This window comes from Halpernia sp. GG3 (genome assembly GCF_052976925.2).
In genome coordinates this window covers 537,001-551,609 of sequence record NZ_JBRIIR020000017.1, presented here as the reverse complement: position 1 = coordinate 551,609, position 14,609 = coordinate 537,001, and the positions used below count along the sequence as shown (strand labels likewise).

General features: G+C 34.4%; 10 protein-coding genes. 6 read left to right on the top strand and 4 right to left on the bottom strand.

Annotation, left to right across the window (positions count from 1 at the left end):
• Nucleotides 1–4: 4 nt before the first annotated feature.
• The 4 genes from ACVBED_RS11965 to rimP all read right to left on the bottom strand — a co-directional run bounded on the left by ACVBED_RS11965 (nucleotide 5) and on the right by rimP (nucleotide 7,928).
• A complete protein-coding gene (locus ACVBED_RS11965; RefSeq protein ID WP_447120502.1) occupies nucleotides 5–2,863 on the bottom strand; it encodes a SusC/RagA family TonB-linked outer membrane protein in 2,859 nt (952 codons plus the stop codon).
• A gap of 410 nt (nucleotides 2,864–3,273) precedes the next feature.
• Nucleotides 3,274–6,120 (bottom strand): translation initiation factor IF-2, encoded by a 2,847-nt coding sequence (gene infB / locus ACVBED_RS11960; protein WP_473095044.1) that lies wholly within the window; start codon nucleotides 6,118–6,120, stop codon nucleotides 3,274–3,276.
• An 85-nt stretch (nucleotides 6,121–6,205) separates the two neighbouring features.
• Nucleotides 6,206–7,441: a transcription termination factor NusA gene (nusA, locus tag ACVBED_RS11955; protein WP_447120499.1), complete on the bottom strand. Its 1,236-nt coding sequence runs from the start codon at nucleotides 7,439–7,441 to the stop codon at nucleotides 6,206–6,208.
• Between the two features lie 22 nt (nucleotides 7,442–7,463).
• On the bottom strand, nucleotides 7,464–7,928 hold the full coding sequence (rimP, locus tag ACVBED_RS11950; protein ID WP_447120498.1) for a ribosome assembly cofactor RimP: 465 nt from the start codon (nucleotides 7,926–7,928) through the stop codon (nucleotides 7,464–7,466).
• Between the two features lie 181 nt (nucleotides 7,929–8,109).
• Between rimP and ACVBED_RS11945 the strand changes: the two genes are divergently transcribed.
• From ACVBED_RS11945 to ACVBED_RS11920, 6 genes are all read left to right on the top strand, one after another.
• Nucleotides 8,110–9,420, top strand: coding sequence for a UDP-glucose dehydrogenase family protein (locus ACVBED_RS11945; protein WP_473095043.1), 1,311 nt, complete (start codon nucleotides 8,110–8,112; stop codon nucleotides 9,418–9,420).
• 45 nt (nucleotides 9,421–9,465) lie between these two features.
• The gene (gene rfbB / locus ACVBED_RS11940) at nucleotides 9,466–10,545 is read left to right on the top strand and encodes a dTDP-glucose 4,6-dehydratase (protein WP_447120496.1); all 1,080 of its coding nucleotides are present in this window, start codon (nucleotides 9,466–9,468) and stop codon (nucleotides 10,543–10,545) included.
• A 4-nt stretch (nucleotides 10,546–10,549) separates the two neighbouring features.
• Nucleotides 10,550–11,407: a glucose-1-phosphate thymidylyltransferase RfbA gene (gene rfbA, locus ACVBED_RS11935; protein WP_447120495.1), complete on the top strand. Its 858-nt coding sequence runs from the start codon at nucleotides 10,550–10,552 to the stop codon at nucleotides 11,405–11,407.
• A 112-nt stretch (nucleotides 11,408–11,519) separates the two neighbouring features.
• Nucleotides 11,520–12,368: an ABC transporter permease gene (locus ACVBED_RS11930; RefSeq protein WP_447120494.1), complete on the top strand. Its 849-nt coding sequence runs from the start codon at nucleotides 11,520–11,522 to the stop codon at nucleotides 12,366–12,368.
• A gap of 37 nt (nucleotides 12,369–12,405) precedes the next feature.
• Nucleotides 12,406–13,632 (top strand): ABC transporter ATP-binding protein, encoded by a 1,227-nt coding sequence (locus ACVBED_RS11925; RefSeq protein ID WP_447120493.1) that lies wholly within the window; start codon nucleotides 12,406–12,408, stop codon nucleotides 13,630–13,632.
• Nucleotides 13,583–14,500, top strand: coding sequence for an FkbM family methyltransferase (locus ACVBED_RS11920; RefSeq protein ID WP_447120492.1), 918 nt, complete (start codon nucleotides 13,583–13,585; stop codon nucleotides 14,498–14,500). Before ACVBED_RS11925 ends, ACVBED_RS11920 begins: the two co-directional genes overlap by 50 nt.
• The last annotated feature ends 109 nt before the right edge of the window (nucleotides 14,501–14,609 follow it).

Below are 14,609 nucleotides of genomic sequence, written 5' to 3'. Positions count from 1 at the left end.
AAAATTAAAATTTAACCGATAAACCTAAAGTATAAATTCTAGGTGTTGGATATTGGTATTGGTCGGCAGCTCTACTACTTTCTGCGTCAAAACCTTGCCATTTAGTCCACGTTACTAAATTCTCACCCTGCAAAGTTACAGAAAGACTTGTAATCGGTGTACCAACATAATATTTTTTTGGTAATTCGTATCCAATTTGTGCATTTCTAAGTCTTACATACGAAGCATCTCTTAAAAATCTATCTGAACTTCCCTGAGAAGACAAATTCGCAGTTAAAGACGGAATATTAGTATTTGTATTAGTTGGCGTCCAAGCGTTTAACAAATCTGTACTAACATTAAAGTTCGATAAGTTACTCGGTGTTAAATATCCTGACAAATCATAATCATATCTCCAGATATCCTGTACGAAAGAGAATGATGTAGAAGCAAAGAATCCTTTGTATTTGAAATCAAAACCAAAACCACCTTGGTATTTAGGTAAGTAATTCTTTCCTGTTAACTGTCGGTCACCATCTACAGGGTTTTCTGTAAGGTTACCGTTTTTATCATTAAATAAAAGATTACCATTTGATTGATTTACGCCAGCATAGTGGTAAACTTTATATTCATATAAGGATGCGCCATCTTTAATAGTGGTTAAACCACCATCAATTTCTGGTACGAAACTTTTAACTCTGTTTCTGTTGTAAGATCCATTTCCTCTAACAGAAAACTGCATGTTTTCATTTTTGATTACATCATATTTAATATCCACCTCAACCCCTCTATTCTGTATTTTAACAGGTGAGTTTTGAGTAATGCTTGTTGAACCTAATACTGGACTTTGTGGTGTTGCCAAAAATAGATCAGAAGTTGTTTTCTCGTAAACACCAACCGAACCAGATAGTCTTCTGAATAAATCAAAATCAACAGCTAAATCAATATTTTTAGTAGTTTCCCATCTTAGATCGGGATATCCGAACGCTGCTGAATAACCTTGCTGACCATTATATACATTGTTCCCTTGAGCAAAAACATCTGCATATCTTGGCGGATTAGTTGTTTGGTAAACTGTTCCTCCTGTATTAAATGTCCCTATAGTTCCACTTAAGAATCTTTGGTTACCTGCAGTTCCTATAGAACCGTGTAATTTCAACATTTGAATATCTGAACTCTTAATAAAGGATTCTAAATTAATACGTCCACCAAGTGCCCAAAAATTACCAAATTGTTTATCTTTTGCAAATACACTTGCTCCATCTCTCCTGCCTGTTGCAAGAATACCAAATTTTCCATCGTAATCATAGTCGAAAGATGCAAAATAAGAAATTAGAGCTAGCTTAGCATTAAATTGTGATGTTACTGGCACGTAAGGACTATTAGCAGAACCATCATAACCAGCATAACCAACACCAGAACCTGGTACATAAGTTTTAGGCAATAGTCCATTTCTTCTAATAAAAATACCGCTTAGTTGTGAATAGTTATACTCACCATTACCTTGTAAACCAAATGTATGTTTTCCTATTTTTTTATCATATCTTAAAGAGTAAAGATTATTAAACAAAAATTCTTTTTGGCTATTGTTGTCCTCAAATCCTCCATATAAATTATTTCCTTTAAATAATAAAGCATTAAAAGAGTTTGGAAATTCTGACTGAAAGTAAGTACTACCTAAATATTGTCCAGAAGTTCTAACTGAAGCAGTAATATCATTTGTTATTTTATAAGAAGCACTAGCTGCCATATCCAAACGAATATTATCCGTTAATGTAGTATAATTTGCTAATTTATCCTGTAAAAACAAAGGCGTATATAAAAGTCCTCCAAGTGGCAATTTGTATAAATCTAAAACCTGTTGACCATTTCCTGGTTGGTAAAGATTTGGGTCTAAGTATGCAGCGCCAGCAAATGCACCTAAAATATAATTTCTATTTACAGCACCCGTACCAAGGTTGTTAGCAATATTATTTTTGTTATAGCCTAAACCAGTATTAAGTGAATATTTAAATCTCTTGTTTGTAGATCTTCCATCAATATTGTTTCTAACGGTAAATCTGTTAAGGTTGGTAGATTTAAGAATACCATCCTGATTATAGTAACCAAAAGAAGTATAAGAATTTAAATTTTCACCTCCAGAAGTAATTGATAAATCATGACTCTGAGTAATTGCTGGAGCAAAAAATACATTTCTCCAGTTTGTATTGATTGGATATGCATCAATTTGAGACTGTGTTAAAGTAGCACCTAACCCAACTCCAAATCTTTTTTGCAATGTTAACTCCTGAGAAGCGTTCGCATACTTATATTTTGGATCCTGTAGTGTAGAAACACCAAAAATAGCTGAATACCTTAAGGATATTTTCTGATTAAACCTACCTGTTTTTGTAGTAATCAAAATAACACCGTTAGCACCACGTGAACCGTACTCTGATATTGCTGATGCGTCCTTCAAAATAGAAAGTGATGCTATATCATTTGGGTTAATTGCCGCAAAACTATCACTGTTAGATGGAAATCCATCAATAACATATAGAGGATCGGAACTACCATTGATGGTAGAAATACCTCTAATGATAACCGTAGGCTTAGATCCAGGTTGCCCTGATCCTGATGCAATGTTTACACCTGCAGCCTGACCCTGCAATGTACTTAATACATTGGCATTTGGTCTGCTTTCAAGAGTTTCACTATTTATAGTGGTTACAGTTGTTACCGCCTTTTTCTTGGTGGTAGTTCTATAACCAGTAACAACAACCTCATCGATTGTTTTTTCATTGGAAATAGTATCATTTTTAGCACGGGGTGTTCTTTGCGCTACCATTAAAGATCCGGTAAAGAAAACCGCTGCCATACTTACTACACGTAATTTTAAATTCATATTAAGATTATTTTAATATTAAAGGGCAAAGATGTTAAATAATATTAACATACACAACTTTTAATATTTTTTTTTAAAATTGTTTATATCTAGCGAAATATTCATCTAAACGTAGCAAACGTTTGCAATAAGTAAAAGAAAAGATTACAATTGCGAACCTAAAATCAGACAACAATTAGAACTTAACGGTAAATTTTAAGGTTTTATTAACAAAGAATTAATTATCTAATTTCAGTTCGTATAATTAAAAAATTTATAATAATTTAATATTTCTATTTTGAACTAGATGATCCTCAATTTAAAATCTTCCTATTAGACATTCTATCTTAATCCTATATTTACATACCAATAAAAAAATCCCGCAAAAAATTGCGGGATTTAAAATTTTAGAACAAATTAAAAATTTTGATCTATTTTAGAGTCTTCTTTACAGAAATTTCTTCATAAACCTCCAAGATGTCACCTGCCTCTATATCATTGTAACCCTTAATATTAAGACCACATTCATAACCTTTAGTCACTTCTTTCACATCATCTTTAAAGCGCTTCAAACTTTCCAGTTTACCGTCAAATTTAACGATTCCGTCACGTAATAATCTGATGTTAGAATTTCTGGTCACTTTTCCGGTTAGCACCATACAACCTGCAATTGTACCCACTTTTGTGATTTTGAAAGTTTCTCGTATTTCTACATTACCTATAACCTGCTCTTTAATTTCTGGTGAAAGCATACCCTCCATGGCTTCTTTTACCTCATCAATGGCGTCATAAATAACTGAGTAAGTTCTGATCTCAATTTCTTCCTTGTCAGCTAATTCTTTTGCATTCGCACCAGCTCTTACATTGAAGCCAATAACAATTGCATCGGAAGCCGTCGCTAATAAAATATCACTTTCTGTGATCTGACCAACTCCTTTATGTAAAATATTAACCTGAATTTCTTCCGTAGATAATCTCACTAACATATCAGAAAGTGCTTCTACAGAACCATCCACATCACCTTTCAAGATAATATTAAGTTCTTTAAATTCACCTAATGCAATTCTACGTCCTATTTCATCTAACGTTAAATGTTTCTTAGTACGTATAGATTGCTCTCTTTGTAACTGATCTCTTTTATTAGCAATAGTTTTTGCCTCTTTCTCATCTGTGAATACCCGAAATTTATCCCCTGCTGTAGGCGCGCCATCTAATCCTAAAATTGTTACCGGAATCGCTGGACCCGCAGTTTCTAAAGGATTACCACGCTCATCAAGCATTGCTTTTATTTTACCATGATTAGTTCCTGCAAGAACATAATCACCGATTTTTAAAGTTCCTGATTGTACTAAAACAGTTGAAACATATCCACGTCCTTTATCTAATGATGCTTCAATTACAACACCCTGACCTAATTTATCTGGATTGGCAGTTAATTCTAATAATTCTGCTTGTAATAATACTTTTTCTAAAAGAGCCTCCATATTTGTTCCTACTTTTGCGGAAACTTCCTGAGACTGCACGTTTCCGCCCCATTCCTCTACCAAAACGTTCATGGCAGAAAGTTGTTCCCGAACTTTGTCAGGATTAGCACCAGGCCTGTCCATTTTGTTTAAAGCAATGATCATCGGAACTCCAGCAGCCTGCGCATGAGCAATTGCTTCTTTAGTTTGTGGCATTACGTCATCATCTGCTGCAATTACAATAATTGCAATATCTGTAACCTGCGCACCACGCGCTCTCATTGCTGTAAAGGCTTCGTGACCAGGCGTATCTAAAAATGTGATTCTTTGGCCAGTTTCCAACTCTACGTTATAAGCACCTATGTGTTGTGTAATTCCACCGGACTCACCAGCGATTACATTTGTTTTTCTAATATAATCTAATAAAGATGTTTTACCGTGATCAACATGTCCCATCACTGTAACAATAGGCGCACGGCTCAGTAAATCTTCTGGTGCATCAGCTTCAATTTCTGTAATAGATTCTTCTAAATCTGCATCGGAAAATTCTATTTTAAAACCAAATTCATCGGCAACTAATAAAAGTGTATCTGCTTCTAAACGTTGGTTCATTGTAACCATAACGCCTAAAGAGAAACATGCGGAAATTACTTCCATTGGACTTACTTCCATTAAACTTGCAAGTTCACCTACAGAAATAAATTCTGTCACTTTTAAAGTTGTGTCTCTTGCGTCGGCCTCGTTTTGAAGATCATCCTGTTCTCTTCTGTAAACTCTTTTCTCCTTTCTATATTTAGATCCTTTAGATTTCCCTTTTTTATTGGTTAATTTTTCTAAAGTTTCTTTAATTTGATTTTTTACCTGCTCTTCAGTTAATTCTACAGGCATTGAAGGTCCTGTACTACGTCTGCTGGTTCCTGGTCTCGGGCTTCCCCCACCACGATTATTATTATTTCCTGGACCACCCGGACGGTTTTGCTGTGGCGGACGGTTTGCACCTCCTGGACCAGCTGCTCCGGTTGCGCCAGTATTTGAAGCACCTGGAGTTGCAGGTTTTTCAATTCTTTTACGTTTCTTTTTATTTGCTCCTGCTGCGGGTTTAGGTTTATTAAATTGAGACAAATCAACGGTCTGCTTCAATATTTTTACACCTTCCAGTTTTTTGTAAACTGTCTCAATCACTTGTGATTCTGGCTCCTCAGGTACTGTATTTGTGACAATGCCTACTACAGGCTCAGGAATTGCAGCTTTTACCGGCTGTTCAATGACTGATCTTTCCTCGATAACAGGTTTTTCAACCTTCGGACTTTCTTTCCTGGAATTTCTAGGTCTTGTTCCCTCAATCTGGGACAAGTCTATTTTGTCCAAAACTTTAAATTCCTTTTTCTCTGGTTGCTTTACGGTTTCTGATTTTGCAACCTCTTCCAGCTTCTGCGCAGGAACTTCTACCGCTTTAACTTGTACCTCATCAACTTTTGGCTGTTCAACCGTAGGTTTTACTGGATTTAAATCAATTTTTCCCAAAATTTTAGTTTCAGGTTGTGGATCAGCTTTAGCTCTGATAACTTCTGGCGCTCTTTGCACCTCAATCTGAAGTTTCTCTTCCGGAACTTTAGCAATTACCACTTCATGAGAAGCCTTTTTCTGTTCTCCGTCTTTACGGAATTCCGCCTCCAATGCAGAAAATGCCTTTTCTTCTAATACAGTATTTGGATTATTCTCAACGTCCATACCTTGAGTCTGTAGAAAATCTACGGCTCTTGGGATAGAAATGTTAAGTTCCTTAACTGCTTTATTTAATCTTATTTTTGGCATATAAATTTGTTTGCTTCAGCGTGCAACATTTGCACAAAACTGTTTTTTTTTAATTTAAATTAATATAATTTGTAAAAGTGAAAACTTAAATATCTAATTCCGCCTTTAATATTTGTTTCACATCATCGATAGTTTCTTCTTCTAGATCTACTAATTTTGCAAGCACATCTGTGTCTTTATCTACAATGCTTCTTGCTGTTAGTAAGCCTACTTTTTTAAACTCATCAATAACCCAATCCTCGATTTCGTCTCTAAACTCATCGATATTCACATCATCATCTTCTCTTTTCTCTCTATAAACGTCTATTTCATAACCACTTAGCCAAGTTGCTAAACGAATATTCTGTCCTTGTTTACCGATAACACGAGAAATTTCTTCAACAGGCGTATAAACAAGCGCATATTTTGTTTCCTCGTTAATCTCAATTTTATTAACTGTCACATTACCCAATGCTCTTTTCACCATTATTTCAGGATTTTTAGACCATTGAATAACATCAATATTTTCATTTTTCAACTCACGAACAACACCGTGAATTCTAGAACCTTTCACACCAACGCAAGCACCAACGGGATCAATTCTGTCATCATAAGCATCAACCGCGATTTTCGCCTTTTCACCAGGGATACGTACTACTTTTTTCAAAATAATCGTACCATCCGCAATTTCTGGAATCTCTAATTCCAATAATTTTTCCAAGAAAATTGGTGACGTTCTGGAAAGAATAATTTGTGGTTTTGAACCATGAAAATCAACACTTTCTACGATTGAGCGAACACTTTCTCCTTTTTTAAAATAATCTGAGGGAATTTGATTTTCTTTTGGCAAGATAAATTCATTTCCTTCATCATCTAATAAAATAACATGCTTATTTCTAATGTGATGAACTTCACCTACAACAATCTCTCCAATCTTATCGTGGAATTCTTCATAAAGCGCGGCATTGTTATATTCCTGCAATTTAGTAGTCAAGATCTGCTTTAAAGTTAAAACACTTCTTCTACCCAACTGCGACACTAAAATCTCTTGCGTATATTCCTCACCAACTTCAAAACTATCGTCAATTTTTTTAGCTTCAGAGATTTCTATTTCTAAATCATCATCTTCAGACATTTCATCTTCCACGATCATTTTATTAAGAAAAATCTGAAAATCTCCTTTATCCGGATTTACGATCACATCAAAATGATCATCAGAATCATATCTTTTTCTAAGCAAAGTCTTCAGGGAATCTTCAATAATAGCCATTAAATCTATCTTACTGATTCCTTTCTCGTCTTTAAAATCTCCAAAGGATTCAATCAACGCTAAATTATCCATCTATTTTTTCTTTATAAATTTTTTAAAATTTTACTATAACTAAGGCTTTTTTTATGTCGCTGTAAGAAATCTTTCTTTCTTCTACCACATCTTCTTTGCCTTTGCCAATCAATTTTGGTCTTCTGTACTGTAATTTTAAAGTGATATCCGTTTCACTTACCGCAATAAGTTCACCTTCAATTTCTTCATCATTGTTTAACCAAACTTCTACTTCTCTTTCAATATTTTTTCTAAACTGACGCGGCGTTTCTAGAGGTTCACTTAAACCCGCAGACATTACCTGAAGACTGAAATCTTCATCCTCCTCAAGATTAAATTCTATGGCGCGGCTTGCATCCAAACAATCTTGAAGTGTAACACCATTGTCGCCATCTAAAATCACCGTAATATCTTGCGCAGCCGTTATTTTTGTTTCTATTAAAAACAAATCTTCTCTTTCTGCAAGAAAATCATTAACTAAACCGGCAACTTTTTCTTTAAAACTCATCTAAAATCATACTGAAGGTTAATCTACGAAAAAAGGCTTTCTTCCGAAGCCTTCTCATTATATCCCGTAAATCTTTTGCAAAGATAAAATAAAAAATAATGGTATGCAAATACACTAATTGCACATAAATAATATTGTATGGTAAATTTTGTATTTTTGACAAAATTAAAAACACCAAACTTTGAATATAACGATTGTTGGGACGGGCTATGTCGGTTTAGTTACAGGCACTACTTTAGCAGAATTAGGAAATTCAGTGTACTGCGTAGATATTGATGAGAAAAAAGTTGAAGCCATGAAATTGGGCAAAGTACCAATTTACGAACCCAATTTAGAAGAAATATTTCTGCGAAATATTCAGGCACAACGTTTATTTTTTACTACTAATTTAAAAGAATCTTTAGAAAAAAGTGACGTTATCTATCTTGCACTTCCCACGCCTCCAGGCGAAGATGGCTCGGCAGACTTATCTTATGTTTTGAAAGTGGCCAGTGATATTGGTGAAATGATGACTTCTTATAAAGTGATTGTCAATAAATCTACCGTTCCTGTAGGCACGGCGGATAAAGTGCGGGCAACGATTGCGGCTAAAACATCTGTAGAATTTGATGTGGTTTCTAACCCGGAATTTTTGCGTGAAGGTTTTGCCGTAGAAGATTCGATGAATCCGTCAAGAGTGGTGGTTGGTTCTAGTTCTGAGAAAGCAAAATCTTATATGTCTAAAGTTTATCAGCCTTTTACAAATACCGGAATTCCAATAATTTTCATGGACGAGAAATCTTCCGAACTTACAAAATATGCCTCTAATTCTTTTCTTGCGGTGAAAATCACATTCATGAACGAAATTGCGAATTATTGTGAAAAAGTGGGTGCAGATGTAGATAAAGTGCGTCTCGGGATGGGAAGTGATGATAGAATTGGACACCGATTTTTGTTCCCGGGAATTGGTTATGGTGGAAGCTGCTTTCCAAAAGATGTGAAAGCCCTAATTAAAAGTGGAAAACAGGAAAATTTTGATTTTCAAATTTTAGCAGCGACTGAAAATGTAAATATTTCACAAAAAGTTATTTTGGTTTCAGAAATTGAAAATTATTTCGAAGGCAACCTTAATGGTAAAAAAATTGCACTTTGGGGTTTGGCTTTTAAAGCAAATACGGACGACATACGGGAAGCTTCTTCTTTAGATAATATTAAAATTTTATTAGAAAAAGGTGCAGAAATTATTGCGTATGATTCTATTGCTGAGGAAAATGTAAAGAAAATTTTAGGTGATAAAATTTCCTATGCTAAAGACATGTATTCTGCTTTAGAAGACGCAGATTGTCTTTTAATTACGACAGAATGGTCAGAATTTAAAAATCCGAATTTTAAATTAATGGCAGAAAAATTAAAAAATAAAGCCATTTTTGACGGTCGAAATATGTTCCCACTTGAATTGCCGGAGCAGAATGGTTTTTATTATAAAAGTATTGGAAGAAGAACGATTGGATAAAAATAGAAATTAAAAACAAACACATATTTAAATTTTAAAATCAATATGAACACAATAATAATCACAGGTGGCGCAGGATTTATCGGTTCGCACGTTGTAAGGGAATTTGTAAAGAATAATCCGGAAAAAACAATTATTAATCTGGACGCTTTAACTTACGCTGGAAATCTGGAAAATTTAACGGATATCGAGAACGAACCAAACTATGTTTTCGAGAAAGCAGATATTACTAAACCGGAAGAATTGCGTCCGATCTTTGAAAAATACAAACCGGAAGCGATCGTTCATCTTGCCGCAGAAAGCCACGTAGACAGAAGCATTACAGATCCGAACGCTTTTATAAATACGAATGTAAACGGCACTGCAAATCTTTTAAATTTAGCCAGAGAATTCTGGACGTTAAACCCAGATCATCAACACGGAAATTTCCCGGATGAAAAGCGAGATTTTCTTTTTTATCACGTTTCTACAGATGAAGTTTATGGAAGTTTAGGCGAAACTGGGTTTTTCACTGAGGAGACTTCTTATGATCCGAAATCGCCCTATTCTGCAAGTAAAGCCGCTTCCGATCATTTAGTTCGCGCTTACGGAAATACTTACGGAATGCCTTTTATTATTTCAAATTGTTCTAATAATTATGGCCCAAATCATTTCCCGGAAAAATTAATTCCGCTTTGTATTTTAAATATCATTAACGAAAAACCTTTGCCAATTTATGGTGATGGAAAATATACGCGCGATTGGCTGTATGTAATTGACCACGCAAAAGCAATTCACCAAATATTTAATGATGCAAAAACTGGCGAAACTTATAACATCGGCGGTTTTAATGAATGGAAAAACATTGATTTGGTAAGAGAACTCATCAAACAAATGGATGAAAAATTAGGAAAACCTGCGGGTCATTCAGAAAAATTGATCACTTACGTGAAAGACCGACCCGGACACGATTTACGTTACGCAATTGATGCTACAAAACTAAATAAAGAATTGGGCTGGAAACCAAGTGTCACTTTTGAAGAAGGCTTAGGAAAAACAATTGACTGGTTTTTGGAAAACAAGCAATGGCTTGACGATGTGTCTTCAGGTAACTATCAAAATTATTACAACAAACAATATTCTTAATATTATGAAAGGAATTATTTTAGCCGGCGGTTCCGGCACCAGACTTTATCCATTAACGATTGCTGTGAGCAAACAACTCATGCCGGTTTATGACAAACCAATGATTTACTACCCGCTTTCTACGCTACTTTTGGCTGGAATTAAGGATATTTTAATTATTACCACGCCACACGATCAAGAAGGATTTATCAAACTTTTGGGCGACGGTTCAGCAATTGGATGCAATATCCAGTATAAAATTCAACCCAGTCCCGATGGTTTGGCGCAGGCTTTTATTTTGGGAGAAGAATTTATAGGCAATGATTCTGTAGCCCTAGTTTTGGGTGATAATATATTTTACGGAAGTGGTCTGCCAAAACTTTTATCTAGCAAAACGACTGTAAAAGGTGGTTGCGTTTTCGCCTACCAGGTTTCTGATCCTGAAAGATATGGGGTGGTCGAATTTGATGAAAACTTGAAAGCTATTTCTATTGAAGAAAAACCAGAACAACCAAAATCAAATTTTGCGGTGCCTGGTTTGTATTTTTACGATAATTCTGTGGTAGAAATTGCAAAAAATTTAAAACCTTCCGTTCGTGGTGAACTAGAAATCACCGATGTTAATAGAATTTATCTGGAAAAAGGCCAGTTAGAAGTTGGCGTTATGTCTCGTGGAACGGCTTGGTTAGATACAGGCACTTTTGATTCATTGCACGAAGCTTCAGAATTTGTAAAAGTTCTTGAAAAAAGACAGGGTTTTAAAATATCTTGTATTGAAGAAATTGCTTATGTAAAAGGATTTATTAACAAAGATCAACTTTTAAAGTCTGCAGAGAAATATGGAAAAAGTGGTTATGGCGATTATCTGAAAAAATTAGTTTAGTGTTCAATTTTTAAGAGATTGATAAACATTTCATTATAAATAAGACTGCTAAATATTTACATTGTAATAATTAAAAAATCTTATTTTTGCTGAATTAAACACAAAGCACGAAATGACAGAAAATAAGCAGGAATGGACTGAAACCATCGAGTCTGAAAATTCTCTCTTTAACCTTAATTTAAAAGAAGTTTGGGAATATAAAGATTTGGTTTATATGTTCGTAAAACGGGATTTTGTATCCGGTTTTAAGCAAACGATTTTAGGTCCGATTTGGTTTTTTATCAATCCTATTTTCACCACTTTGATGTATCTTTTGGTATTCGGTAAAATAGCAAATATTTCAACCGACGGTGCGCCAAAAATCTTATTTTATTTAGCTGGTGTCACTTTGTGGAATTACTTTTCCAGCTGTCTTAATGGGACTTCAAGTGTTTTCACAGGAAACGCTGCGATTTTTGGCAAGGTGTATTTTCCACGTTTAGTAATGCCTTTGTCCGTTGTTTTATCCAATTTAATGCGCTTCGGAGTTCAGTTCCTTCTATTTTTAGTTGGCTTTTTTTATTATTTTAGTAAAGGAGAAGTAACACCAAATTTATGGATTTTAGCTACACCATTTCTTATTATTTTAATGGCTGCATTTGCACTGGGAGCGGGAATGATTTTTTCGGCATTAACTACTAAATATCGGGACTTACAAATGCTTTTGGGTTTTGGTGTGAGTTTGTATATGTATGCAACACCTGTCATTTATCCAATTTCAGCTTTACCAAAAAGCATACAGACTTACGCAGATTATAATCCGCTAACAGGTATTTTCGAATGTTTTAAACACGCTTGGTTAGGCACTGAGGGTTTCCGTCCGGAAATGTTAATATCAAGCACCATTATCATTTTTATTCTTTTGGCTATTGGCACTTTGATATTTAATAAAGTGGAGAAAAGCTTTATGGACACGGTTTAGAAGGCAAAATAAAAAGTAAAAAATTAATTTTAAATCAATGCTGGCATTAAAAGCTGAAAACATATCAAAACAATATAGACTTGGTCAAGTAGGCACAGGAACCATCAGCCATGATTTAAACCGTTTCTGGCACCAGATCCGTGGTAAAGAAGACCCCTATCTAAAAATTGGGGAAACTAATGACCGGACGGTTGTTGGAGAGAGTGAATATGTCTGGTCTTTGAAGGATATTAATTTCGAAATAGAACAGGGCGATGCAGTTGGTATAATCGGTAGAAATGGTGCAGGAAAATCTACTCTTTTAAAATTATTAAGCAAAGTCACCAAACCAACCACTGGAAAAATTCATACCAAAGGAAGAATTGCCTCTTTACTGGAAGTGGGCACAGGTTTTCATCCTGAAATGACAGGACGGGAAAACATTTATTTAAACGGCGCCATTCTCGGTATGACACGAAAAGAGATCAAAAGAAAATTTGATGAGATCGTTGATTTTTCTGGTGTTGAAAGATACATTGACACCCCTGTAAAACGCTATTCTTCTGGAATGTATGTTCGTCTGGCTTTTGCCGTGGCGGCGCATTTAGAATCAGAAATACTGATTGTGGATGAAGTTTTAGCTGTAGGTGATGCCGAATTTCAGAAGAAATGTTTAGGGAAAATGGGCGATGTTTCTAAAGGCGAAGGACGAACGGTTTTATTTGTAAGTCATGATCTGAACGCAGTATCTCAAATTTGTAATACTGGAATTTTACTTAATAACGGGCTGGTAGAATATTCAGGATTACTCAGAGAAACTATATCCACGTATCTCAATGCCGATAATAATGATGCTGTCTATCGTAATTTGAAAGATAACGGCGGAAAGAAAATGTATATCAAACAAATTGAAGTTCTAAATGATAATGGAAATATTTCGAAAGAGTTTGTACATAATGAGCCTATAAATTTAAAATTTTACCTAAGTATAAATGAGAAAATCTCAAATAGTAGCTTTTTCGTGACAATATTGGATTCTAGAAAAAGAAGAGTTTTTTCATGTGAACGGCAATCTGTAGATGCTTTAATGACTTTAACGATTGAAGCGGGAAATTTAGTAAGAGGGAATTATTCTATACATGCATTTATCAATCAGCCGAAAATAGCCCCGCTTGATGTGGCGGAAGATGTATGTAAATTTACCGTTATAGATGCTGGTTCTTATCTATCAAAACATGGCGAATACGATTATGGATCTGTCTTCGGAAGGTACACCTGGAAATAACATTATGAAAAATACAATACAAAAATTAAAAAAAATCCATCAAATTTATAAAAATGAAAGGTATTTAGAAAATACCGAACTTTTAATTAATGACAAAACAGGAATCAGCCGAGGTGAAGTTAACCGGATCAAAAAAACATCACCAGATAGTGAGGGTGTTACAAAACTTTTTGAAAACAATTTTTATTACTCACATGGAAATGCATTTCTGCATTTGATTGATGAAATTTTTGAGGATGAAGTCTATAAATTTGTATCTGAAACAGATCATCCATTTATAATTGATTGTGGCGCAAATATAGGCGTAAGCATTCTTTACTTTAAAAGATTGTATCCGAAAGCTAAAATTTTAGGCTTTGAGCCAGATGAAAAAATATTTAATAAACTTCTAACTAATATAAAGTTAGTGGATGATCTGAATAATATTGAGTTACGAAAAGAAGCTGTTTGGATAGAAGATACTGAGTTGTCTTTCTATTCTGAAGGTGGAGTTGCCGGATCTTCAGTAGTTGACTATAGTAATAAAAAGAACATTGTAAAAGTGCAATCTGTTGATTTAAAAAAATACCTCTTACAAACGGTTGATTTCCTCAAAATAGATATTGAAGGTGCAGAAAATCAAGTTATCTTTGACATTGCACCACATTTAGGAACCGTCAAAAATTTATTTTTAGAATACCATGGATTAACAGGTTCTCCTCAGAATCTTGGTGATGTACTCAATGTGATTAAAGAAAGCGGCTTCGAATATTACATTAAATTAGCAGCAGACGTTATTAAATATCCCTACTTTGACGAACAAAAAACCTCCTTTAATCAGCAACTAAATATATTTTGCTATCGTAAAAAATTGCTTGTTAATAATTAAAATGCATTAAAAAGTCTATTTTAATATGATCATAATTTTACACTCCATTTTTTATCATTGATGTTTAAAAACTAATTTATAAAATAATATTTAAGCAATTAAATAATAT